This is a genomic window from Demequina lutea, assembly GCF_013409005.1.
Classification (GTDB): domain Bacteria; phylum Actinomycetota; class Actinomycetes; order Actinomycetales; family Demequinaceae; genus Demequina; species Demequina lutea.
This window is the reverse complement of sequence record NZ_JACBZO010000001.1, coordinates 411227-435500: the sequence shown is the minus strand read 5'-3', so window position 1 is coordinate 435500 and position 24274 is coordinate 411227. Positions and strand designations below refer to the sequence as shown.

Genomic DNA, 24274 nt, shown 5'->3' with positions numbered 1-24274 from the left:
ATGGCCGAGGCGACCTGCGTCTTCACGAGGCGACCGCCTTGGCCATGGCCGCCGCGACGGCCACGCGCACGTCGGCGGCGACATCGGCGACGGGGCGGGCCGCATCGACCACGGCATAGCGCTCCGGTGCCCGTGCGGCGAGCACGAGGAAGCCCTCCCGCATGCGTGCCGCATGCTCGGAGGTCTCGCGCTCGACCCTGTCCAGCTCGCGTTCCAAACGATCCGCGCGGGGCTCCATGTCGAGCACCACGGTGAGGTCGGGAACGGCGCCCTCCGTGGCCCACAGCGAGATCTGTTCGACCATGTCGCCAAGGCCGCGAGCTCCGCCTTGATACACGATTGATGAGTCGAGGTAGCGGTCCTGGACCACGATCGCGCCGCGATCGAGCGCCGGGCGCACGAGCGTCGCAATGTGGTGCGCGCGGTCCGCCGCGTACAGCAGCGCCTCCGCGCGCGGCGCCACGTGGTCGCCGTGCATCACGGCTTGGCGTAGCTCGACGCCAAGGGGCGTCCCACCTGGCTCACGAGTCGTCACAACCTCGGCAGACCCCGCACCCCCGGCGCGCAACCACGCGAGCAGGGCGTCGATCTGCGTGGATTTGCCCACGCCGTCGCCGCCTTCGAACACGATCCAGAATCCGCGGCCAGCCATGGGCCTACGGTACCGTCACGCGGCGACACCCGGGGCTGCCCGCCCGCCCCGCACCGGAGAGGGAGGCGACGGGCAAACGTGGAGGCCTAGAGCAAGGCCCGAGCATCGGCGCGGCGCGTCACTTCTCGTTGGGGTAGACCACGCCGATCTGGGCGCGAACCTTGTCCAGAAGCGCCATGACCTCGCGCGTGTCTTGCCACGTCTTGATGGGGCTCTCGGTGAGCCCCGCGGCGATGCAACGCGCCACCTCGGCCGCCTGGAACTGGAAGCCGTTGTCGACGTGACCGTCGAACTCCCACTCCGTGACGTCGTCGCGGACAAGGCGGATCGTCGTGGGCGTATAGAACCAGCTGTCCACCTCGAACCGTCCGGTAGTGCCGATGATCTGAGCGGTGTTGGCCGACTTGCCCACCATCGAGGTGTGGAGAGAGGCCTGCGCGGTGGGGTAGTCGAAGATCATCGCAACCTGGTTGTCCACGCCCTCGTCGGTGAGGTCACCCACAGCCGTCACGGACGTGGGCATGCCCAGGAAGTCGTGCGCGAAGGCGATCGGGTACACGCCGAGATCGAGCAGCGAACCCCCCGCAAGGTCGGCCCTGTACATGCGGGGCACGTGCGTGAGCTTCTGGCCGTGGTCAGCAATGACCGCGGTGACGTCGCCGATCTCGCCGGCCTCGACGGCCGCGCGGAGCTTGTAGACGTGTGGCAAGTGCCTAGTCCACATCGCCTCCATGACGAACACGCCAGCCTTTTCGGCGGCCGCGAGGATGAGTTCGGCCTGCGCTGAGTTTTGCGCAAAAGACTTCTCTACCAGGACATTCTTTCCCGCCTGGATCGCCAGAATGGCGGGCTCGTGGTGATTATTGTGCGTGGTGGCCACATAGATCGCGTCGATGTCGTCGCGCGCCACCAACTCCGCGTAGGACTGATAGGCGTCGCCCGCATCGTGCGCCTTCGCGAAATCCTGCGCCTTCTCGAGGGATGACGCGGAGGCGACGGCCACCACGGAGGACGCGGTGTAGTCCTTCACGGCCTCGGCAAACTTAGCGGCGATCCCGCCTGCGCCAAGGATTCCCCAGCGGATGGCGGGTGCGGACATGGGATCGGGTGCGTTCATGTGGCCAGCATAGTCACGTACGGTTCGTAACGTTTCGGGCGGGAGGAGGCACCGGGCGCGTGCGCACCGCCTTCTCATCGCCCCAGCCGCCAGTCCCCGGGCTCCCCCCGCCCCCACCCCAGCCACGAGTCCCCTTCAGCGTCGCGTGAGCACCATGAATCGACACTCACGCAGAGGCCTGTGCGGCGAGCGCAAGGCAAACGTCGATATGTGGTGCTAGCGCGACGGTCGATCAGTCAGCGCGAATCGTGCGGTACTCACCGACCGAGCCCAAACACCCAGGCGAGCCTGCGCGCGGTGTCTCGGCGCACAGGCCCACTCACCACCTCGGCCACCTCGGCCACCTGCGCCAGGATGGCCTGCGGATCCGAGCGAAGGTCCCGAGCCGTGAACCTCATGACGGGCAGGTTGCGTGTGAGCATGAGACGGTCTCGAGTCCGGTCGCGCTCAAAGGCGTCACGACTCCGATGGAACTCCCACCCATCGAGTTCCACTGCCACCGTATCCTCGACCACCAAGTCCACCCTCCCCACACCAGGAACGATGACCTGCTCCTTGACAGAAAGTCCCGCTGTTACGAACGCGGCGCGTGCGACAGTCTCGAGCGGCGACTCTGCGGCACCCGAGGCCATGCGCCTGAGCCAAGCTCGACGCCGGGCACCCCGCACCTCGAACTGCGCGAGGTCACCGGGCATCAGCACCCCTGAGTGGAGCGCTGCGTCAACCAACACCAACTGCCCCACGGGCGTCGTGCACCATCCCGCCTGGTCGATCGCCTGCGCGACGGGCACCCAGAGAGCGCTCGGGAATGGTGCCGAGGTGCGGTGCAATACCGCGCGAGTGCGTTCCCGCGGATCACGCCTGGATGAGGACCTCCCCCAAGGGACGACCAGGTGCGGCAGTCCGTGGTCCTCCCACACCGGCAACCCCCAGTGCTCACATGCCGTCACGCAACCAAGACTCGCGCGAAAGAGCTTGGCAATAGCTACCTCGGGCGCCGCCCACGGGAGCGAATAGGTGCCGTGACCCAGCTTCTTGACTCGGCCGTCCAGCACCGACCGGCGCAGCGAACGCTCAGGTACGCCGGCCAACAGCAACTCGGTGCGGCGGGCAGCTCCGCCTAACTCGTCGAGAACTCGAACGATGTCCATGAACCCACCGTGCCCGCGGACCACGGTGCACCGGAGCCCGCCACCGCGATCTGTGGACAGAGCGCGTCGCGTGAGCACCACTTATCGACACTCGATCGCCGCGGCGAACGGCGGTTGCGAGGCGAACGTCGATTTTTGGTGCTCACGCGGCAGGCAGCGGGCAGCGGGCAGCGGGCAGCGGGCAGCGGGCAGCGGGCAGCGGGCAGCGGGCAGCGGGCAGCGGGCAGCGGGCAGCGGGCAGCGGGCAGCGGGCAGCCGCGGGCAGCGGGCAGCCGCGGGCAGCGGGCAGCGTGCAGCGGGCAGCCGCGGGCAGCGGGCAGCGTGCAGCGGGCAGCCGCGGGCAGCGGGCAGCGGGCAGCCGCGGGCAGCGGGCAGCGTGACAGGGACCTCGGCATGCGCGTGGGGCGCCGGTTCAGGAGCCGGAGAACGGGCTAGCGCCCGGCTGCATCCACCTCGGGAAGCGAAGGGACTCCGAGCACCACGGTGATGGGGTCGAGCGTCACGACTTGAGTGGACCCGTCAGCCGCCGTGTAGGACAACCGTGCGTCGTAGCCACCGTACGGCAGCTTGCCTGCGCTGCAGCCCTTGTCCGGTGTCACGGTGACGAACACACCTTGCGCATCGTGCGCGAGGTCACTCCTCTCGAACCACTCCAAGGTGAAGCCCCAGACCGACCCGTCTGCTCCGGTCAACGCGAGTTCCGCGGGACCGGCCGAGAAGTCCGCAACGAGTGCCTGCACGGAGCTGAAGTTGGCTTGATCGCTCGCGGCAAGGGGAATCGGAGACCCGCCTGCGGGAATGCCTGCACCCCAGCCATAGAGGCGACCGGTCTCGAGCCACGAGGGCAGTGGCACCCGCTGTCGCTGCATGTCGTAGCCGACGCCCGTCTCGGGTTCCGATGCGGCCAGCGACTTGCAGCTAAGCGGGCCCGGCGCGTCCCACTGCGTGTTGGCTGCGGCGAGGTAGCCGTCCGTTCCGAGCGCAGGCGGCTTCACGTCCATCCCGGGTCTGGACGGATCATCTCTCGGCAAAGGAGTGGCCGTGGACGTGCCCGAGTCCGTCGGAATCGCGGACGTCCCCGTAGCACTCGTGAGCACCGAGGTTGAACCAGGCATCGACAGTCCGCCTCCAAGCCGCGGCACCATGACGACTCCCGCTGCCAACACACCCACCGCGGCGACCGTCCCCACGCCCACCTTGGCGTTCTGCACTCGGCGCCCGCGGGTCACCCGTGCGTCAAGCCGCGCCCGTGCATCGGCGCCACGCAGGCGCGCACCGGACTCCGAGGCCCGTGCCCGCGCAAAGTTGTCAAACTCATCGTGAAGATCCATGATCACTTCTTCCTTTCCACGAGGCCGATGCGCTCGGTCGAGTCATCGATGCTTCCCAGTTCGCCCGCGAGCTTGTCGAGTGCTTGCGACAGATACCTCTTCACGGTGCCCTCGGCGAGGTGCATCTGGGCGGCGATGTCGGTGACCTTGAGGTCGTCGTAGAACCTCAGGATGACGACGGTCCGCTCCTGCTTTCCCAAGGTGCCGAGCGCTTTGCCGATGCGGTCCTGCTCGCCCACCGCGTCGTCGGTTCGCTCAGGATCACGGCGGTCAACGAGTCGAGGCATCAGCCCCCGCCAGTGCGTCTCGCGCCGCATGTGATCGATGTGGAGCGTCCGCATGGCGGCGCGCACGTAGGCCTCCGCGGCCCGCGCGTTGTCCAACCGACGCTGCCTCACGAAGACCTTGACGATCGCGTCCTGGACCAGGTCCTCGCCCGCGTGCTGGGATCCGGTGAGCAGGTACCCGTACGCCGCGAGCCTGTCGGCCGCAGAATCGAGCATCTCGCCCAACATGTCCTGATGCTTCATGCATTCCCCCTCCGTCGACACATGAACGGATCGGGGCACCAAACCGTTGTCCTGGGCAAGCCTGAATCTGGCCGATGTGGGAGTGGCGCGGCGTCCTACGAATGGGTGGGCGCGGCCGGTGCCGCATCCACTTAGCCGACCTTGATCACCGCCGCGCCCTGCGGCGTGGAGTACTTGTAGTCCAGCGCGAGTTCCAGCACGTAGACCTGCGTGGTCGCCGGGTCGGTCACGCCGCACGGCTCCATCGGGTCCATCTCGCGCAGCGGCTGGTTGTAATCCAATGCCTGTGGACCCGATTCCACCGTGCCGACCGCCACGACGACCCCGTTCGCCACGGCGAAGCCCTGAGCGACGGGAAAGGTGCCCGGCAGGAGGTTCGAACTCAGTTTGACCTCAACGTACTGCCAGATGCCGTCGCTCGCGTCGGTGCCCGACGGACGCGGGGCACTCGCTGAATCCGGACTGGCGTCCAATGGGCGCGTGGAGAGGCTGGAAGTCTCCAAAGGCACCGCAGCGCCGGCAGGCAGCGACGCAGAGACCATGCCGTCGGCCTCCCACGTCCGGCCCTCGACGGGGCTCGGGTCGCCGCACTTGATGGGGACAGCCTCCACGTTTGGCAATCCGTCGATTGCCAACACGTCACCCCAGTACTTCCCTATCTCCTTCATCTTCAGCGTGGTAGGCGCGACCGGGTCGACGACCGTGGCAACGGCTGTGAAGTTGGCATCGACCAGTTGGACCCACAGGTGGAACGTGTAGTCGCCATCTGGCGAGTCGTGCCAGCCGGCCTGTCCTGCGCACAACCCTGGAGTCGGCGCTTCTCGGGTAGGGACCACGCCCGAAGCGACGAGCGGTTGGACCCCCAGCGTGGCCGAGCCAACCACGATACCGTTCGACTCGACGACGCCATAGGTAACCAGATAGAGGTCCGCGAGCGACTCCGCGGACGCGACCTGCACATTCCACGTGAGCGGGTGCGCAGCCGCCGTGAAAACGCCATCGGTTCCACCCGCAAGCGCGGCCGATGCCGTGATGGTCACGGGCAATTGGCTCGCGCCGTCGACTTGTCGAGTGGCGCCCGACGGCACGGCATAGGGCTCGCCGCAAGCGAGGGGCGCCTGCCCGGCATCCGGAGGCAACCAAGACGGCGTGGTGTTGAGCGGAGTCGACGCATCGATCACCGTAGTGGCGGTGGCGGGCGGCCCGGCGGGAGCCACGGCGGAGGGCGACCAGGGCCCGACGTACAACGCGGCGACAACGAGGGCCGCCACGCAAGCGGCGCTCACCCCTGTCACGACGGTCGCGCGACGGCGCCGACGGCGCCCCACCAGGGCAACCAGAGTGTCACCAGCGCTCGCGGCACCGAGCCGCTCGGCGGCGGAAGCGCTGGCCGCCCGTGCGCGCCTTTCGAGTTCTTCGTGGAGGTCCATCACTCGCCCCTCTCGGTTACGGCAATGCGTTCAAACTCAAGGTCCTGATCCCCCACGGCGGTCGCCAAGCGGCCGAGCGCGTCGGACAGGTAGCGCTTCACCGTCCCCACCGCCAGACCCATCGCGGCGGCGACAGCGGCCAAAGAAAGGTCTTCGTAGTAGCGCAACACGATTGCGGTGCGCTGTTGTGGAGTAAGGGTCGTGAGCGCTTGGCCCATGGCGTCGGCCGCGTCGATCGTCGCCGCCGAGTCGTCGGCGGCCAGCGGCGCCACCTGACTAGGCATGATCCTGCGCCAGCGGATGGCCCTGCGAATTCCGTCGACGTGCAGCGTGCGCATCGTGGCGCGCACATAGGCCTCGCCCGCACGGGCATTGGGGATGGCTCGGCGGCGCGCGAACACCTTGACGACGGCCTCTTGAACGAGCTCCTCACCCGCGTCTTGAGAGCCGGTCAGCAGGTACCCGTACGCGGCGAGCCGCGCCGAACCCTCCGCGAGCGTCTCACGCAACACCGCCTCGTACTCGGCCACCGTTCCCCCTTTGTTGGCATAAGAACGACCAACTCCCCGCGGAGGTTGTGATGCCACACGATTCGCGCGGGGAAGGCGCCGTGCGACGCCCTACTTCTTCTTGGGCGCCGCCTTCTTCGCAGGCGCCTTCTTGGCGGCAGGCTTCTTCGCAGCGACCCGACGCGCGGGCTTCTTGGCGGGGCCCTTGGCGCGCTTGTCGGCGAGCAACTCGACGGCCCTCTCAGCGGTGAGCGTCTCGACGGTGTCGCCGCGCGGGATCGTCACATTGGTGGTGCCGTCGGTGATGTAATCGCCGAACCGACCGGACTTTGCAACGATCGGCTTCTCGCTCACGGGGTCGACGCCGTACTCGGCCAGCGGGGGCGCCACCGGACGGCCGCGGCCACGCTTGGGCTCGGCGTAGATCGCAAGCGCCTGCTCGAGCGTGATGTCGAGCAGCAGATCCTCGCTGTCGAGTGTGCGCGAGTCCGTGCCCTTCTTGAGGTACGGGCCGTAGCGGCCGTTCTGGGCGGTGATCTCGGCGCCATCGGCCGGGTCGGCGCCCACCACGCGCGGGAGCGACATGAGCACGACGGCGTCGGCGAGCGTCACGGTCTCGAGCTGCATCGACGTGAACAGCGACGCGGTGCGCGGCTTGTCCTTCGAGCCTTCGGGCAGCACCTCGGTGACGTACGGGCCGAAGCGGCCCGCCTTGGCAACAACCTGCAGTTTGGATTCGGGGTGGACACCAAGCTCGCGCTCGTCGCCTCCCTGGTTGGCGAAGAGTTCCTCGGACACCGCGACCGTGAGTTCGTCGGGAGCCATGTCTTCGGGCACCGATGCGCGCTGCATCTCGCCGTCGACCTCGCGCTCGACGTAGGGCCCGTAACGGCCGACGCGCAGCGAGATTCCCTCGCCGACGGGGAACGTGTTGATGGCGCGGGCGTCGATGTCGCCGAGGTTCTCGACGAGCTTCTTGAGGCCCTCATCGCGACCCTCGGTGGCGCCGTCCTTGCCAAAGTAGAAGGTGCTCAGCCACTCGGTGCGATCGGCCTTGCCGGTCGCGATGAGGTCGAGCCCCTCCTCCATGTCGGCCGTGAAGTCGTAGTCGATGAGCCAGCCGAAGTGCTGCTCCATGAGTCCGACGATCGAGAACGCGATCCACGTGGGGATGAGCGTCTGGTTGGCGACTCGCACATACCCGCGGGCCACGATCAGGTCCACGGTCGATGCATACGTCGACGGGCGACCGAACTTGCGGTCCTCGAGTTCCTTGATCATCGAGCCCTGAGTGAAGCGCGGCGGCGGCGTGGTCGCGTGAGTCAGCGGCTCGAGGCCATCGGCGGCCACGGCCTGACCCTCGGCGAGCTGCGGCAGTCGCGCCTCCTTCTCGTCGGCGACCTTGGCCTCGTCGTCCTCGTAGCGGTCCTTCTCGCGGCTCTCCTCGTAGGCGGCGAGGAAGCCGGGGAACGTGATGATCGTGCCCGATGCGGAGAACTCGACGGCATGGCCGTTCGCGCTCTTGGCGCCGATGCGCACGGTCGAGGTGGTTCCAGCGGCATCGGCCATCTGTGAGGCGACGGTGCGCTTCCAGATGAGCTCGTACATGCGGAACTCTTGGCCGCGCAGTTCGGCGCGCACCGACTCGGGCGTCCGGAAGGTGTCTCCCGCGGGGCGGATGGCCTCGTGCGCCTCTTGGGCGCTGTCGTCCTTGCTCGAGTAGACGCGGGCCGCAGACGGCACGGAATCGGAGCCGTACAGCTCGATGGCCTGCTTGCGCGCGGCACGCACCGCCTCACCAGACAGCGTGGGCGAGTCGGTCCTCATATAGGTGATGTAACCGCGCTCGTAGAGGCCCTGGGCGACGCGCATCGACTCGCGCGCGCCGAGGCGGAGCTTGCGGCTCGCCTCCTGGATCAGCGTCGAGGTGATGAACGGGGCGGCGGGACGACGCTTGTACGGCTTCGAGTCGACGCCCGACACGGCGAAGGCCGCGTCGGCGAGGCCCGCGGCGAGCGCTGCGGCGGCCCCAGCTGTGAGGTGCGTGACCTTGGCCGCGTCGGAGGTCAGGGCGCCGCGGTCGTCGAAGTCCTTGCCCGATGCGACGCGCTTGCCATCAACGGTGGCGAGGCGGGCCGTGAACTTGCGGCCCTCGTCGGCGCCCGATGTGGCGGCAAAGGTCGCGGTCAGGTCCCAGTATTCGGCGGCCTGGAAGGCCATGCGCTCGCGCTCACGGTCGACGACCAGGCGCAGCGCGATCGACTGCACGCGGCCAGCCGAGAGCCCCGAGGCGACCTTGCGCCACAGCACGGGCGAGACCTCGTAGCCGTACAGGCGGTCGAGAACCCTGCGCGCCTCCTGAGCCTGCACGAGCTCCATGTCCACCTCGCGAGGGTGTTCCATGGCGCGCATGATGCCCTCTTTGGTGATCTCGTGGAACGCGAGACGCTTGATGGGCACCTTGGGACTCAGCACCTCGAGAAGGTGCCACGCGATGGCCTCTCCCTCGCGGTCTTCATCGGTTGCGAGGTAGACCTCGGTGGCGTTCTTGAGCTTCGCCCTGATCTCGGCGACGACCTTCTTCTTCTCCGGGCTCACCACGTAGTACGGCTCAAAGCCGTTGTCGACGTCGACGGCGAACTTGCCGATGCCACCCTCGCGCTTGTCCGCGGGGAGCTCGCTCGGCTGGGGAAGGTCGCGGATGTGGCCAACGCTCGAGACCACCTCGTACTCGTCGCCCAGGTAGCCGCCGATGGTGCGCGACTTGGTGGGGGACTCGACGATGACGAGCTTGTGAGCCATGAAAACCTGACTTCCGGCGGGATGAGTTCTTGGGTTCGAGACCGTCACAGAATACATACGGCCCCAAGCGGCGCTAAACGACGCCCCCTCGATGGCTCCCGCTTGGGCGCCACACCGGGTTCATATGAAGCTGCGTAACTGTCTCTCGCGACCACCATAGACGGAGCGCATTCCCCGCCGCTCTCCACACCTGAGACCATGGGGGGTGACTCTTCCTTCCCACATCATCGCCGAAGACCTGTCCAACGCCGTTCTCGCCGCCATGGCCGATGCCGCGGTCGCCGAGATCATGCCCCGCTGGCGGTCCCTGACGGCGAGCGAAATCCGCACCAAGTCCGCCGATTGGGACCTCGTGACGGACGCCGACGTCAACGCCGAGATCATGCTCACCGCGGCGCTCAAGACGCTGATCGACATTCCCGTCGTGGGCGAGGAGGCGACGGCCGCCGATGCCTCTCTCCTCGACATCGTGGGGGCGCCGGGCGCGTGCTGGGTGGTCGACCCCGTCGACGGCACCCGCAACTTTGTCGACGGCAAGGAGTCGTTCGCGTGCATGATCGCCCTCGTTGACGAGGGCCGGACTCAAGCCGCGTGGATCACGTACCCGACGACCGGACGCGAGATCCATGCCGCCGCCGGCATCGGCGCATTTCTCGATGGCGAACGGATCGTGACGCCCCCACCCGCCGAGCCGTTCGCGCTCCGCGGCGCCATCGGAGCCAGGTTCGATCACGGCGGCCCCGACTCAGTGCTCGAACGCGCGGCGACCCTTGGCCCCGCGTCCCCCATCAGGTTTTGCGCGGGCTGGGACTACCTCGATGTGATCACCGGCCTCACGGACTACGTGTCCTTCAGCCGCACCCTGCCGTGGGACCACGCCCCTGGGTCGCTCATCGCGCGCGAGGCCGGGCTCGACTCGAGGCGGCACGACGGCTCCGAATATCTTCCGGGCGACGGTCGCAGCGGCATTCTCACCGCGCACCCCAGCGTGTGGCAGCGCGTCGCCGATGCGCTCGGGCAGATGCCCGAAGCCGTCTAGGGGCGCGTCGCCGATGCGCTCGGCGAGATGTCACCGCTCACCTAGAAGCGCGTCACCCCAGAGCGCGTCACCTAGGAGCGCGTCAATTAAGCGCGGACGACGAGGCCCTCGAGGTCGGACCCACTCAGCACGCTGGTGAGAAGCTGGCTCCCGAGCGCGCGCTGAAACTCCTCGCTCGTGCCTTCGGCCCGCGCCTCCTGAAGCACCGGCGTCGGACCACCCATCGCCCGCACCCGCTTGATCACCGACAGCACCGATTCGCGAGTGTGAGTCGTGGGGTCGACCGTGAGGCGCACCTCAAGGTCGCCGCCCCACTCGAGAGCGATCTCGAGCGACTGCCAGGCCTTGGGGCCCGCAGCACTCTTGCCCGTGACGTCCTGGTAGCCCTCCGGCATCGCCTTGATGTCGAGGCCGAGCCAGTCGACGAAGCCGAGCGCTTCGCGCAGCCGCGCCGGGTAGGCGCCCGCCGAGTGCAGGCCCACCCCGAAGCCGAGCGACCTGACCTGCTGCATCGCGGGAATGAGGGACGCCTGACGCGTCGGCTCGCCGCCGCTGAAGACGACGCCATCCAACTGGCCCATGCGGTGAGCGAGGTGAGCGAGGACGGCGGACCACTCCACCGTTCCCGCCACTTGCGAATCCTGCATGTCCGGGTTGTGGCAATACGTGCAGCGCCAAGGACACCCTTGAGCGAAGAGCGTCGCCACGAGCTTTCCTGGCCAATCGACCGTCGAGAACCGCTCGAATCCCGCGATCTGAAACTCGTCCGCGAGCACCTCGGTCTCGCTTCCAAAAAGCATCGCCACTTGGCTCATAGGGCGCCTTTCCGCTAGTGCCGTCAAGGGCATCGTCACCTCTTGAGCGAAGCCCCCGACGGGACTAGTGTCCCGGTCGAGCGTGACAACACCACCAGCTTCCTTCCCGTCCCGAAGAAGTGGACCGGTCCAACGCCTCAAGCCGTCGCCGCTGGCATGTCGCGCCCGCGGTGCGCGCCCGCTAATCGAGAACATAGCTCGACTCACTAAACGGCAACCGCTCGGCGTGCTCACCCTTCTTGCCGATGTTGAACGACTTGACGGGCCGGTGGTACCCCATGACGCGGGTCCAGACCTCGCACTCGGTGATCTTGTCCTCCGCGGCGCACAGGGGGCATGTGGGCTGCTCGCCATCAAGGTAGCCGTGCTGGGGGCAGATCGAGAACGTCGGCGTGATCGTGATGTACGGAAGCCGCTCGGTCTCGAGGGTGCGCTTCACCAGCATCTTGCACGCGTAGGAAGAGCTGACGCGCTCACCCATGTACAGGTGCAGGACGGTGCCGCCCGTGTACTTCGATTGCAGCTTGCTTTGACGGGACGCGGCCTCGAACGGGTCCGCCGTGAAGCCCACGGGCAGCTGGGACGAGTTGGTGTAGTACGGGTTCTCGTCGGTGCCCGCCTGCAGGATGCCTGGGTAGCGTCGGCGGTCCTCCTTGGCGAAGCGGTACGTCGTGCCTTCGGCGGGCGTGGCCTCGAGGTTGTACAGGTGGCCCGTCTCCTCCTGGAACTCGACCATCCGGTCGCGCACGTGGTCGAGGACGTCGAGCGCGATCTGCTCGCCCTCTGGCGTCGTGATGTCGTGCACGTCGTCGGTGAAGTTGCGGATCATCTCGTTGATGCCGTTGACGCCGATCGTGCTGAAGTGGTTGCGCAGCGTCCCCAGGTAGCGCTTGGTGTAGGGAAAGAGGCCGTCCTCGATGGCCTTGCCGATGACCTCCCGCTTCGTCTCGAGACTGTCGCGCGAGATCTCGAGCAGGCGATCGAGTGCCCGGTAGAGCGCCACCGTGTCGCCCTTGTAGAGGTGACCCAGGCGCGCCATGTTGATGGTAACCACGCCCAGCGAGCCGGTCTGCTCGGCCGATCCGAAGAGGCCGTTGCCTCGCTTCAGCAGCTCGCGAAGGTCCAGCTGCAGGCGGCAGCACATCGACCGCACCATGTGCGGCTCGAGGTCCGAGGAGATGAAGTTCTGGAAGTACGGCAACCCGTACTTTGCGGTCATCTCGAACAGGGCGTCCACGTTGGGCCCGTCCCAGTCGAAGTCCTTGGTGATGTTGTACGTCGGGATCGGGAACGTGAACACGCGACCCTGCGCATCGCCTGTGGTCATCACGTCGATGTAGGCCCGGTTGATCATGTCCATCTCCGGCTGGAGATCTCCGTACGTGAAGTCCATCTCGCGGCCCGCGATCACGGGCACCTGGGGCTGCAAATCCTCGGGGCAAATCCAGTCGAACGTGAGGTTGGTGAACGGCGTCTGAGTGCCCCAACGCGACGGCACATTGAGGTTATAGATCAGCTCCTGAACACCCTGGCGCACCCGGGTGTAGTCGAGCCCCTCGAGCCGAATGAACGGCGCCATGTACGTGTCGAAGCTCGAGAATGCCTGCGCGCCAGCCCACTCGTTTTGCAGCGTGCCGAGGAAGTTCACGATCTGTCCAATGGCCGACGAGAAGTGCTTGGCAGGGCTCGCCTCAACCTTGCCGCTGACCCCGTTGAAGCCCTCTGCCAAGAGCGTGCGCAGCGACCAACCCGCGCAGTAGCCCGAGAACATGTCGAGGTCGTGAATGTGAAGGTCACCCGAGCGGTGAGCCTCCCCCGCCTCGGGCTTGTACACGTGGCTCAGCCAGTAGTTCGCGATGACCTTGCCCGCCGTGTTGAGGATGAGTCCGCCGAGCGAGTAGCCCTGGTTGGCGTTGGCGTTGACACGCCAGTCGCGGCGGAACAGGTACTCCTCGATCGAGTCCTCGACGCTGATGAGCGGCGTGCCGTTGCTCGGCGTGACCACGTCGAGCCCCGCCGTGGGTGGGTTCGGGTCAACGACACGATTCGGGTCAACACGGAGCAAGGCTGCGGTGTCGGTGCGGTCGGCACCGCTGCGGTCGGCACTCATAAAGTCGGCGTCGTCGAGGGCGGCGTCGTCGAACGCGGTAGTGGCGTCATCTATTGCAGTCATGGCTTCTCCCCTAGCGGCAAGGGCGGAGGTTAGAACCACAACATGTAGTGGCTTCATTGCCCGTTGGTGCCTACATGTAGTGTTCTATGCCCGTCGATGCGGCGGACACCGGGACCTAGGGCCCGCTCCCGTTCAGAGATCCCGCGTGTCGCTGCGGGGCCCGCCCGCGTGTCGCCGCGGGGCCCGCCCGCGTGTCGCCGCGGGGCCCGCCCGCGTGTCGCCGCGGGGCCCGCCCGCGCAAAACTCACTACCCACTTCACACGGCGCCCCGGGGCCAAGCGGGCCGCGTACTCACTTGGTCAGCGCAGTAGCGAGTTCTTCACCGAGGCGACTAACCGCGACGCAAAAACCCGTCCCGCACTAGCTCCCTGATCGCAGGCGCCAAGCCCTCAACCATGCGACCGGGAGGCACATCGAGCAACGCGGCGAGCGCATGCGCAATCTGCCCGGCGGTCAGTTCGCCATCGCACGTCCCCACAAAGCCGGCGAGCGCGGTATCCGCCTTGATGGCTCGCCCGAAGCCCCCACCCTGGCGCAGCAAAATGTGCTCGGGGTCGTGAAGCGTCGGCCGCCCGTAGGTTTCGCGAGTAACGTCGCCCGCCACGACGTAGCGCTCCTCAAGCAGCTCGGTATCGGTGCGATAGGCCAGCCAGTCGTGCGCGGCGAGGGAGGCCGCGATATGCGGACCGAGCGGCACCGGAAGCTCGCCCTCGTGCTCCTCGAGCCTGCGCAGCGTGGGCGCCCCCGTCGCGCGCCTCAGGGTGATGATGCCGAAGCCAACACCCTCCACTCCGCGCGCGTCAAAGTCGCTCAGGTACGCCTCGTAGGCGGCATCGAACGCGTCGCGTCCGCGCTCGGGAATCACGCCCGCGTCCCGCAGCCACGTCTCGGCGTATTCGGCCGCATCGAGCACGTCCCTCTGGATGATCCAGGCGTCGAGCGGCCAGCCGGAAGCGGCGGCATCGTCGAGCCATCCCTCGAGGCGTTCCGTCCACGACTGGCCCTTGCGAATCTCCCAGTTGCCGAGCATCTGCGCGACGCCCCCTGGGGAGAGCACCGACCCCACCTCCGTCACTAGCCGCCTCACGATGCCGTCCCCGCCCAGTCCGCGGTCTTCAATGCCACCGTCGCGATACTCAAAGCTCGGCGTTCCAGGCGGCGTGATCACGAAGGGCGGATTCGATACCACGAGGTCGAAGAGCTCACCCTCGACCGGCTCGAGCAGAGAACCGAGCCGCAGGTCCCACGCCGCCGGGGGCGCGTTGAGTCGGCGATTGAACTCGGCGAAGGCGAGGGCGCGTTCCGAGACGTCGGTAGCGACCACCTCTCGCGCGTGGACGGAGGCATGCAGCGCCTGAATCCCGGAGCCCGTGCCCAGGTCAAGGACGCGGCCGACGGGCGTGCGCATCGTCACCGACGCCAAGGTGGTCGTGGCCCCGCCGATGCCCAACACGTGGTCGCCCTCGAGCTGGCGGCTGGTGACCGCCTCGCCCGTGTCCGACGCGACCCACCACGTGATCTCGTCATCGCCGTCGGCGGTCGCGTAGGGACGCAAATCGATGAGCGCCCGAGCCGCGTCGTCGTCCCCAGCGCCGCCCACGGCCACGAGCCCGCAGCGAGCAGCGCCATCGGCACCGAGCCGCGGAAGGGCGCGCTCGACATCGGCGCGCGTCAGGGTTTCCCCGAGCGTCAACAAACGGGTGAGGAGCGCGACGGGGTCGCGACCCGCCTCGCGGGCGGCCAAGCGGGCGGGCACCACGTGCTCGCGGCCAAGCGCCCTGACCGCACGATTGCCGACGAGCTCGGAGACGGCGTCAACCGTCCACGGGGCGAGGTCGGCGCGCAGGGCGACCGCGTCGTCGCCGTCAAGCGTGATCGGTGCGGCATAGGGAGTCATGACTTTTCCTTCGTTGGCCTGCCCGGGAACCCTACCTCGGGCAGGCCTGCGTCGAAGCGGCGAGTTGCCGTCGACCCACCGGCGCTAGCGAACCGCGTGACCCTCCGCGAGTGCGGCCTTCTCGGCCTCGAATTCGACCCCGCCCTCATGTGAACGGCGCGAGGCGCGAATCACGGCGAATGCGGCGACCGCAGCCGCCGCGAGCGCGATGGCCCACCGCAGCACGGGGTTCGCGCCGTCGCCATAGCTGAGCGCCACCACGGCCGGAGCGATGAGGAGCGCCACCAAATTCATGACCTTGAGGAGCGGGTTGATAGCGGGGCCCGCGGTGTCCTTGAACGGGTCGCCGATCGTGTCACCGATGATGACGGCCTCGTGGGCGGGAGAGTTCTTCCCCCCGTAGTTGCCGTCCTCGACGATCTTCTTGGCGTTGTCCCACGCGCCGCCCGAGTTGGCAAGGAAGACGGCCATGAGCACTCCGGTTCCGATGGCACCTGCAAGGAACCCTGCGAGCGCCCCGACGCCAAGGCCGAAGCCGACGAACACGGGCGCCATCGCGGCAAGGAGGCCGGGGGTGACAAGTTCGCGCAGCGAGTCCCGCGTGCAGATGTCGACCACGCGCGCATACTCGGGGCGCTGGGTACCGAGCATGATGCCTGGCATCTCCCTGAATTGGCGGCGCACCTCGAACACGATCGCGCCGGCCGCTCGGGTCACCGCATCGATCGCGAGGCCCGAGAAGAGGAACACCGTCGCGCCACCAAGGATGATCCCCACCAGGGTGAGCGGGTTGATGACCTCGTAGCTGAAGTCGGACACCGAGGCGCCGGCCTTGGCGATCGCCTGGTTGACCGCGTCCGAGTACGAGCCATAGAGCGCGGTGGCCGCGAGGACGGCCGTGGCGATCGCGATGCCCTTGGTGATGGCCTTGGTGGTGTTGCCGACCGCGTCGAGATCCGTGAGGATCTTGGACGCGTCCTCGTCGACCTCGCCGGACATCTCGGCAATTCCCTGAGCGTTGTCGCTCACCGGCCCGAACGTGTCCATCGCGACGATGACGCCCACCGTGGTGAGGAGCCCGCACCCGGCGAGCGCGACGAGGAACAGTGCGAGAGGGATGGAACCGCCCGCGAGCCAGAACAGCACGACGATCGCGCCGGCGATCACGCCAGCCGTGTAGACGGCCGATTCGAGGCCAAGGCCGATGCCGGAGAGCACCACGGTGGCCGCTCCGGTGAGCGACGTGCGGGCGACCCGCTGGGTCGGCTTTCCCGCGGTGTCGGTGAAGTAGCCGGTGAGCCACAGGATGAGTCCCGCGAGCGCGATGCCCACGACCACTGCAATGGTGGCGACGATGCGGGGGTTGCCCCCGAGGTCGGCAAGCTTTGAACCGTGGAACCCGGCAAACGTGCTCGGCAAGTACACGAACGATGCCACCGCGGACAGAAGCGCTCCGGCCGCCGCGGACGTGTAGAAGCCCCTGTTGATCGCCTTCAGCCCTGGCTCGTTGTTGCGCACCTTGGTAATGAAGACGCCCATTGCGGCGGTGAGCGCGCCCACCGAGGTGATGATGAGCGGGAAGACGAGTCCCTCTTCACCGAAGGCAACCTTGCCAAGAATGAGGGCCGCCACGAGTGTCACGGCGTAGGACTCGAACAGGTCGGCGGCCATGCCCGCACAGTCGCCCACGTTGTCACCGACGTTGTCCGCGATCGTCGCGGGGTTACGGGGGTCGTCCTCGGGAATGTGCTGCTCGACCTTGCCCACCAGGTCGGCGCCGACGTCGGCCGCCTTGGTGAAAATACCGCCGCCGACGCGCATGAACATCGCGAGGAGCGCCGCGCCAAAACCAAAGCCCTCGAGGACCGCAGGGGCGTTGTCGCGGTACAGGAACACGACTGCCGCCGCACCCGCAAGGCCCTGACCCACCACGCCCATGCCCACGGCGCCGCCGGTGCGGAACGCGATGCGAGCGCCCTTGGCCCTGCCGTCGGCCTCGGTCGAAGCGGCCGCCACGCGCACGTTGGCGCGAACGGCGAGCCACATCCCCATGTAGCCGATTGACGCGGAGCAGAACGCCCCCACCAAGAAGAAGACGGAGCGGCCGATGCGCACCCCCGTGTCGCCAGGAAGCAAGAACAGGAGCGCAAACACGACGGCCGCGAACACAATGAGCGTGCGGAACTGTCGGTTCAGGTACGCGGCCGCACCCTCTTGAACGGCTTGCGCAATCTCGCGCATCTTGGACGTGCCATCCGGCGAACGCAACACCTGTTGGCGTAGCGTCCAAGACAGCAACAAGGCGGCCGTTGCGACCACTCCGATCACCACAACAATGACAACGCTCGACTGTCCAAGCTCGAGGGCAGAGACGGCGGCCTGACGCATTCGTCCTCCTTGACGGTGAGCACGCACCAATGCGCGCCAATGCACTACCCCGAGAGTCTAAGGGACGCGCGGGACCTAGGGCCCCAACGTTTTGAGGCCGCCGGGCGTCGACAAGGTGAATAGCAACACGGGAGGACTCATGGCCGCCAGGCTCGAAGGGATGGAGCGACTCGTCCGCGAACGCCAACGAGCGCTGCTCGGCTACGCGTACGTCGTGTGCGGCGACCCCCACCTCGCTCAGGACCTCGTTCAAGACGCCCTCGTCAAGACGTTCTCGCGGCCACGCGAGGGGCTGGCCCAGGCCAAGGTCGAGGCCTACGTTCGCCGCGCCATCACCACGATCTACGTGGATCAATACCGGCGCCAGCAGCGGTGGTCACGGGTCCAACACCTCTTCCGGCCCACCATCGTCCAAGAATCGACGACCCCCTTCTCTGACCTCACCGCAGACGTCGCGACCGCCCTCGCCGACCTCGCTCCGCGGGTGCGCGCATGCATCGTCCTTAGGTTCTTTGACGACCTCACCGTTCCAGACATCGCCGCCCAACTCGGACTCGCCCCAGGCTCCGTCAAGCGCTACCTCTCCGATGGTTTGCGCGCGCTTGAGCTTCGGCTCGGCACCCTCGACGACGCGGGCCTCGCGCTCCGCGAAGAGGTCGCCGTGACCGATCAGGAAAGGACACACTCATGACCAGGCTTTCGGACTCCCTGCGCGGTCTCGCAGACCGCGCGCCCGTTGACGGGGCGGGCGTCTCGGCCTCAGCCGCGGCACGCCGCATCTACAGGGGCAGGCGCCTGCGCGCCGTCGCCAACGCGACCGCGGGAGTTGGCGTGGTGACCGTCATCGCGCTCGCCGCGATCAACCCCGGGATGGGCGCTGCGGATTCGAGCACCGCCAATGCCGCGTTGCCGTCCGCCCAGGTGGCGGGTGGCAAGGTGGCGGCCCCCGGCTTTGATGCGTCCGGCGCAAGCCAACTCGCATGGGGACAGTGCGGAACGAGTCCGTTCGATGCCGAGGTTCCTGCGGTCTCCAACAGGTTTTCGGTCGCATTGGGCGAGATCGGCGCCGAGGTCGATCAAGGCACCACCGTGAAGGCCGCGCTCACCGTCACCCGCTCGGCGGATGTCGCGAACGCCTACCAGAGTCAGGGAGCCAACTTCATGGTGTTGTGGGACGGCGTCGTGGTTGGCACCGCCGACGGCTCAACGTTGGACCCCGAGGTTCAATCCCTTGCCGACGGCACGGCGAAAGAGAGCTCGCAGATTGACCTGGTGAACTGCTGGGACGGCACCCCCCTTCCTGCCGGCAACTACACGCTGGTCGCGTACGAAGACTTCTATCTGTCCGACCAGCCCGGTCCCACGATCGAGCCGACGCCACTTCCGGTGGACCCGACGCTCGCTCCGGTTGAGCCGACGGCAACCCCCGGCGTTCCGATTCCGGTCGATGGCGGCGTAAACACCACCGCCACCATCGGCGGCGGCACGACGAGCTCTGGCGCTGCTGTCCAAGGCGTTCCCGACCAAGGCACCACATCGAGCAACGGGGGTCCAGTCACCGGCAACACGGGCGTCGTTGGCCCCGCCCCGGTTGCTTCCGCCGACCGAGCAGTGTCGAACACCGTCAAACTCGTGATCGCCGGCGATGTTCCGAAGGACCCGTTCGGCGCTTATCTCACGCCGGCCGCTCCAGCCGTCGTCCACCCCGCCGACTACCTAACTCCCGCGTCCGCCCGTGATGAATACACGGCACGAGCCACGACGGGAACATGGGACATGGCCGCCGGGTCGCAGCGCGTCGTCAGGACGGGCGACTCGCTGGCCGCAAACGACCAGAACGCCTGGACGGACAGCTACTACGGTTGCTCGGCCGACGGCACCACCGTGCCTTCCTTCCCTGCCACGTCGGCGGACTGGCCTCTCTTGGCGGTCGACGCCACGTTGCCCGGATCTGTTGGCGTCAGCTACGGCTGGGTGGTCGACGGTAACCCCGAGGTGAAGGTGTCCGTCAAGAACATCTCCGGACACACCCTCCCCGGCTTCTGGGGACAGCCGAACACCACGATGTATCTCGTCAAGGACGGCAAGGTTGTCGCCACGTCATTCCTCGCACCAACCGATCCGAACGCGACCTCGACTCCCATGTCGAGCGACGGCCTGCTGGCCCCGGGCACAAGCCTGAGCGGCACATATTTGTGGCGCGATGTGAACGGCTGCTGGATGGGCAGCGCGCAGGTGACCGTCACGCCAGGCACCTACACGGTGCTCATGGAGCAGGACGTCTATCTCGACAACGGCAACTCCGGATCGGGCGGGGGCATCGCGTACCTTGGCGGCAAGAGTGCCACCGGCGGTGGCGACTCGGGTGTCGGCACCTCGGGCATCGGCAACTCGGGCGTCGGCAGTACCGGGGCCCCCTCGATCGCACAAGGTGCCGTCGCGACCCCCCCGATTGCGGAGGGCCCCGTGGCGACCCCCCCGATTGCGGAGGGCCCGGTGGCGACGCCCCAAGGCCCGACGGCCGACGCCCCCAACCTCATCGCCCCCACCCCGCCCGCCGACGGAAGCTATGACTGGCTGTCGCTCCAGGTCTGGACATCCCTTGGCGCGGTGACTGTCAAGTAGTTCACTGCACACTGCACTGCGCTGCGCTGCGCTGCGCTGCGCTGCGCTGGACGGCCGCGGCCCGGTCGGCGCAACCCCCGCGTCGGTCGGCTGGGTATGGAATGGAAGTTCTTGTGTGAAGGCACCAAACCCAAGAGCATGACCTTGTCGCAGGCCACTCCTCATGAACTTGGGCCGACCGGATCGCGGCATCGCATTCGCATTATGTCTCTCGCGAAGACGGCCGGATCGCGTATCCTAGTGAGTGCCCTGCGGCGGCTCAGATCCCTCAGCCTGAGCCGTCGCTGGGTTTTCTGTCTTCCGGGATCCACTCAGCCCCATGACGGGCCCGCTCTCGCCGAAGCGCGCAACGGCCCGGGCCACGCACGGACGCGCAGTTCGACGGTGACGAGGACCGACGCGCGGGGGCCTCGGACGCACGAGCTCACTGCCATGCCATTGCGTGATGCGACCTCACGGGCCGCCTCACAACCGGCCTGCAAGGCCGAGCCCGCGGACGCACCTTCAGCGCGCGAGTCTCGATCGACGCGAGCCGCAGCCAGAACGGCCAAGTCGGCCACGGACTCGGTCTTGGCGGAGGCGACCATCACAGCGCCACCGTCGACCGCGGAGAGGCCGACGATCGCGATCATCGCCAACACCGCGACCACGAGGGGCGTCGCGGAACCGCGTTCGCACTCGAGGACCGCACTCCGTGCACGCATCGGCGCGCCTTCATGACCATGCCCCCATGACCACGCCCTCATGTCCGCGCCGCCTCATGCCCATGCCCCGGGGACCACACCCTCATGGCCTGTCTCTGGCGGTGGCGCATCTGGCGACCGCCGGCCAAGGGGCTCGCGTGACGGTCACGCAAGCGGTCACGAAGCCTTCCGAGCGAGCGATGCTGACGTCGTTCGCGCCGCTCGCCCTAGTGGCCACCGCGACGGCCGCCGCATCGGACTCGACTATCGCGGCGCGAGCAGCCTCCGCCGCCCCGCGTTGGGCGGACTCGATGTCCAGCGCCCACGCGACGGCGGACAAGGCGAACGCCAAGACCACCACCAGGCTGGGAAGCCCCAGGGCGAATTCGACGGTCGCGGAGCCCGCTTGGCCGCGGATGGAACTGCGGCCGCGGCCCCCGCGCGTCCTGGTGCCGCGGCCCCCGGGCGGACTAGTGGCGCGGCCCCCGGGCGGACTAGTGGCGCGGCCCCCGGGCGGACTAGTGGCGCGCGGCGACCTTGCGCCGTTCGCCGCATGCAGCGGCATGCCGTTAACTTCCGCCGAGCGCTTGACCAACGAGCGATGCGAGCGCCGATCGCACCTCGGGTGACTTAACGATCGCGATCAGCACGGCGGCGAAAGCCGCCGCGGCGACCGTCACGAGCGCGTATTCGACGGTCGCCATCCCCTCATCGTCTCTTGCACACCACCGGCAGATTGCCTTCTTCATTGCGGATCCCTTCACTCGTGGATGATTACTTCTGTACTGGGGTGCAGCCGGGCCAGGCGCCGCGTGAGCCTCCCGCCTCCCGCCTCCTGACGCCACCCGCGGTGCTCACCGATCACGGCGCGTTCACGGCCCGCCGCCCGTGACATCCCCCACCACGGCGCCGCCCACGGCGATGAGGAGCGGCACGACGCCGATGAGCACGAAGGCCGGGAGCAGACACAACGCGAGCGGCAGCGACAGGCGGACTCCGAGTTCCGCAGCGGCCATGTCTCCGGATGCTCTCGCCTTGGCGAGCGTCGCGTCGGCCAACGTGTCGAGGGCATCGACGGGACTCGACCCGCGCTCCCATGCGGGTCCCAGCGCGCGGCCGAGCGGCCAAAACCGAGGAGGCGCAATGGTCCAAGCATCACCCCATGGCACACCCGCGGCGAGGCCGTTCGCGACCTCACAGAGGGCCCTGGCATCGCCCTCGGCAACGCGACCAACGTGCTCGAGCGCCGAACGAACATCGAGCCCGGAACGCACCGCGGCGGCCAACAGCGCACACAGCGTGACGAGGCTCGTATCGGTACTCACGGAACCGCTCCAGCGGCCGACGCCGTGCGGAGCAACGTGGTCATCCACCGGCGCCCCATCGCCGTCAGACCCACCGCAACGACGATCAATCCCCAGCCGAGCCTCGTGGTCGCAAGCACCGCGACGGTGCGGGGGTCCACCACGGCACTCACCAGGAGACCGGCGACGGGCAACCACCCAAGCAGGCTCGCCGAGGCACGCGGACCCGCCATGGCCACGCCGACCGCAAGCCTCGCGTTTTCCCGGACCGCCTCCACCCTCGCGAGCGAAGACACGAGGTCCGCGAGCGGCACCCCTGACTCGTGCGCCAGGCGGGCCGCCGCAATCGCGTCGCGCGCAAGAGCGTCATCGCGATTGAGGATCGGCACGCCCTCGTCGGTGGTCGCCGTGTCGTCACCCCACTGCCTCCACGATTCCCATGCGGAGGCGCCCGCGCGCGAGGCGGCAGCGACGGCCGCGAGGCGTTCCGCGTCGGTCGCTAGCTCAGGTTCGCGCCCAACGGAGCCGCTTCGCCGCCTCACGACACCCGCCTCACGAAGCGACCTCAAGACGCCACCGCAACCCGGTCGTCGTCAGGGAGGGCAATCTGCCGCAACTTGGCCCACGCCGCACCGTGATGAAGGCGCCCCTCGGCGTCGACCATCGCAGCGGGCACTGCCTTCAGCTCGTCGTCTCTCGACTGCAACAGCGCCACCTCGGCGACCCTGCGCCTCCGCGAATCCCTTTCCAGATGCACGATCGCGGCGAATGCGGCGCTCGCGTGGAGTGCCACCGCACGCTCACTCAGCCCGGCCAGCGCGCCAAGTGCAATCAGCCGTGCAGGCACGTCCGCCGCCGCATTCGCATGCAGCGTGGTGAGGCTCCCCCGATGCCCGGTGTTGAGCGCGAGGAGGACCTCGCGGATCTCTGCACCGCGGCACTCTCCCAGCACGATGCGATCGGGCCGCATACGGAGCGCCTCCCGCACCAGTCGCGACATGCCCACGGCTCCCGCCCCGTCGACGTTGGCAGGCCGCTCAACCAACCGCACCACGTGTGGATGCGAGGGACGAACCTCACCGGCCTCCTCGATCAGCACAATCCGTTCCCGCTGATCGACGTCGGCCAGCAGCGTCGCCAACAAGGTCGTCTTGCCAGAACCCGTGGCGCCGGACACGATGACGGACGACTTCGACCTCACGAGCCCGCGCAGTACCGGCTCGAGCACCGGGTGAACGGCTCCCTGAAACAGGAGGTCCTCCCACGTCATCGAGGCCGATCTCACTCGCCTCAGCGACAACAGCGCACAACCGTCGGCGATCGGGGGCAGCACCGCATGGAAGCGGGTGCCGTCCGGAAGCCGCGCGTCGACGGCAGGAGACGCGTCGTCCAGCCTCCTTCCGGCGAGAGACGCAAGCCGCACGGCAAGGGCCCTCACCTCTCCGACGGATTCGGCTCCCCGCGTTTCCGGCGCGAGCACGCTCGCGCTTTCCAGACCCAGCCCGCGATCGAGCCATACGTCGCCAGGGCCGTTGATCAAAACGTCCGTCACTCCTGGCACCTCCCACAGCAGGCGGAGCCAGTCAGGGAGCCATGCGTGCGTTGTCATGGGTCAACGATGCGCGGCGGCGCTTCGGGGGTGATTTCGCTCGCCCCGACACATGGGAAGACCGGCACGCTGGCGGCCTGGGCACGACGCGCGACCACCGCGCGACCACCGCGCGCTGCCTGCGCGACCACCCCGCGACCACCGCGAGACAACTACGCGACCACCGCGCGGTGCACGCTCGCGCCCCCCGAGTGGCCGCTATCGCACAATGGATTCGCC

Annotated in this window: 21 protein-coding genes; 3 read left to right on the top strand and 18 right to left on the bottom strand. The window is 68.0% G+C overall.

Annotated elements, in window-relative coordinates; genetic code table 11:
• Nucleotides 1-22: 22 nt before the first annotated feature.
• The 8 genes from tmk to topA all read right to left on the bottom strand — a co-directional run bounded on the left by tmk (nucleotide 23) and on the right by topA (nucleotide 9522).
• Nucleotides 23-652: a dTMP kinase gene (tmk, locus tag BKA03_RS02125; protein WP_062074721.1), complete on the bottom strand. Its 630-nt coding sequence runs from the start codon at nucleotides 650-652 to the stop codon at nucleotides 23-25.
• Between the two features lie 118 nt (nucleotides 653-770).
• Nucleotides 771-1769 (bottom strand): Gfo/Idh/MocA family protein, encoded by a 999-nt coding sequence (locus tag BKA03_RS02120; RefSeq protein WP_062074722.1) that lies wholly within the window; start codon nucleotides 1767-1769, stop codon nucleotides 771-773.
• Nucleotides 1770-2026: 257 nt separating this feature from the next.
• Complete coding sequence (locus BKA03_RS02115) at nucleotides 2027-2920, bottom strand: type IV toxin-antitoxin system AbiEi family antitoxin domain-containing protein (RefSeq protein WP_152649503.1); 894 nt, start codon at nucleotides 2918-2920, stop codon at nucleotides 2027-2029.
• Between the two features lie 431 nt (nucleotides 2921-3351).
• On the bottom strand, nucleotides 3352-4251 hold the full coding sequence (locus BKA03_RS02110; protein WP_062074724.1) for a hypothetical protein: 900 nt from the start codon (nucleotides 4249-4251) through the stop codon (nucleotides 3352-3354).
• A 2-nt stretch (nucleotides 4252-4253) separates the two neighbouring features.
• Nucleotides 4254-4781, bottom strand: a complete 528-nt coding sequence (locus tag BKA03_RS02105; RefSeq protein ID WP_062074725.1) for an RNA polymerase sigma factor — start codon at nucleotides 4779-4781, stop codon at nucleotides 4254-4256.
• 131 nt (nucleotides 4782-4912) lie between these two features.
• On the bottom strand, nucleotides 4913-6211 hold the full coding sequence (locus BKA03_RS02100) for a hypothetical protein (protein ID WP_062074726.1): 1299 nt from the start codon (nucleotides 6209-6211) through the stop codon (nucleotides 4913-4915).
• Nucleotides 6211-6741: a sigma-70 family RNA polymerase sigma factor gene (locus BKA03_RS02095; protein ID WP_062074727.1), complete on the bottom strand. Its 531-nt coding sequence runs from the start codon at nucleotides 6739-6741 to the stop codon at nucleotides 6211-6213. Before BKA03_RS02095 ends, BKA03_RS02100 begins: the two co-directional genes overlap by 1 nt.
• Before the next feature lie 90 nt (nucleotides 6742-6831).
• Nucleotides 6832-9522 carry a type I DNA topoisomerase gene (gene topA, locus BKA03_RS02090; RefSeq protein ID WP_062074728.1) on the bottom strand — a complete coding sequence of 897 codons (2691 nt, stop codon included), beginning with the start codon at nucleotides 9520-9522 and terminating at the stop codon, nucleotides 6832-6834.
• A 205-nt stretch (nucleotides 9523-9727) separates the two neighbouring features.
• Here topA and BKA03_RS02085 point away from each other — a divergent pair, with 205 nt between their 5' ends.
• Nucleotides 9728-10561 carry an inositol monophosphatase family protein gene (locus tag BKA03_RS02085; protein ID WP_062074729.1) on the top strand — a complete coding sequence of 278 codons (834 nt, stop codon included), beginning with the start codon at nucleotides 9728-9730 and terminating at the stop codon, nucleotides 10559-10561.
• An 86-nt stretch (nucleotides 10562-10647) separates the two neighbouring features.
• Here BKA03_RS02085 and BKA03_RS02080 read toward each other — a convergent pair whose 3' ends face one another.
• From BKA03_RS02080 to BKA03_RS02065, 4 genes are all read right to left on the bottom strand, one after another.
• On the bottom strand, nucleotides 10648-11376 hold the full coding sequence (locus BKA03_RS02080) for an anaerobic ribonucleoside-triphosphate reductase activating protein (RefSeq protein WP_062074730.1): 729 nt from the start codon (nucleotides 11374-11376) through the stop codon (nucleotides 10648-10650).
• A gap of 181 nt (nucleotides 11377-11557) precedes the next feature.
• Nucleotides 11558-13549: a ribonucleoside triphosphate reductase gene (locus BKA03_RS02075; protein ID WP_238579395.1), complete on the bottom strand. Its 1992-nt coding sequence runs from the start codon at nucleotides 13547-13549 to the stop codon at nucleotides 11558-11560.
• A 331-nt stretch (nucleotides 13550-13880) separates the two neighbouring features.
• Entirely contained in the window at nucleotides 13881-15446 is a 1566-nt protein-coding gene (locus BKA03_RS02070) for a DUF7059 domain-containing protein (RefSeq protein ID WP_062074731.1), read from the bottom strand.
• Between the two features lie 84 nt (nucleotides 15447-15530).
• On the bottom strand, nucleotides 15531-17834 hold the full coding sequence (locus tag BKA03_RS02065; RefSeq protein ID WP_062074732.1) for a sodium-translocating pyrophosphatase: 2304 nt from the start codon (nucleotides 17832-17834) through the stop codon (nucleotides 15531-15533).
• A gap of 139 nt (nucleotides 17835-17973) precedes the next feature.
• Here BKA03_RS02065 and BKA03_RS02060 point away from each other — a divergent pair, with 139 nt between their 5' ends.
• Together BKA03_RS02060 and BKA03_RS02055 are read left to right on the top strand one after the other, a co-directional pair.
• The gene (locus tag BKA03_RS02060) at nucleotides 17974-18525 is read left to right on the top strand and encodes a sigma-70 family RNA polymerase sigma factor (RefSeq protein ID WP_062074733.1); all 552 of its coding nucleotides are present in this window, start codon (nucleotides 17974-17976) and stop codon (nucleotides 18523-18525) included.
• Nucleotides 18522-20459, top strand: coding sequence for a hypothetical protein (locus BKA03_RS02055; protein WP_062074734.1), 1938 nt, complete (start codon nucleotides 18522-18524; stop codon nucleotides 20457-20459). Before BKA03_RS02060 ends, BKA03_RS02055 begins: the two co-directional genes overlap by 4 nt.
• Nucleotides 20460-20770: 311 nt before the next feature.
• Here the strand turns inward: BKA03_RS02055 and BKA03_RS02050 are convergent, their stop codons facing one another.
• The 6 genes from BKA03_RS02050 to BKA03_RS02025 all read right to left on the bottom strand — a co-directional run bounded on the left by BKA03_RS02050 (nucleotide 20771) and on the right by BKA03_RS02025 (nucleotide 24055).
• Complete coding sequence (locus BKA03_RS02050; protein ID WP_062074735.1) at nucleotides 20771-21163, bottom strand: pilus assembly protein TadG-related protein; 393 nt, start codon at nucleotides 21161-21163, stop codon at nucleotides 20771-20773.
• 82 nt (nucleotides 21164-21245) lie between these two features.
• Nucleotides 21246-21707 carry a TadE/TadG family type IV pilus assembly protein gene (locus BKA03_RS15775; protein ID WP_152649505.1) on the bottom strand — a complete coding sequence of 154 codons (462 nt, stop codon included), beginning with the start codon at nucleotides 21705-21707 and terminating at the stop codon, nucleotides 21246-21248.
• 4 nt (nucleotides 21708-21711) lie between these two features.
• Complete coding sequence (locus tag BKA03_RS02040; protein ID WP_062074737.1) at nucleotides 21712-21891, bottom strand: DUF4244 domain-containing protein; 180 nt, start codon at nucleotides 21889-21891, stop codon at nucleotides 21712-21714.
• Nucleotides 21892-22014: 123 nt separating this feature from the next.
• Nucleotides 22015-22467 carry a type II secretion system F family protein gene (locus BKA03_RS02035; RefSeq protein ID WP_062074738.1) on the bottom strand — a complete coding sequence of 151 codons (453 nt, stop codon included), beginning with the start codon at nucleotides 22465-22467 and terminating at the stop codon, nucleotides 22015-22017.
• Nucleotides 22464-22988: a type II secretion system F family protein gene (locus tag BKA03_RS02030; RefSeq protein ID WP_062074739.1), complete on the bottom strand. Its 525-nt coding sequence runs from the start codon at nucleotides 22986-22988 to the stop codon at nucleotides 22464-22466. The genes BKA03_RS02035 and BKA03_RS02030 overlap by 4 nt, the downstream gene beginning before the upstream one ends.
• Nucleotides 22989-23011: 23 nt before the next feature.
• Nucleotides 23012-24055 carry a TadA family conjugal transfer-associated ATPase gene (locus tag BKA03_RS02025; RefSeq protein WP_083971412.1) on the bottom strand — a complete coding sequence of 348 codons (1044 nt, stop codon included), beginning with the start codon at nucleotides 24053-24055 and terminating at the stop codon, nucleotides 23012-23014.
• Nucleotides 24056-24274 lie beyond the last annotated feature (219 nt).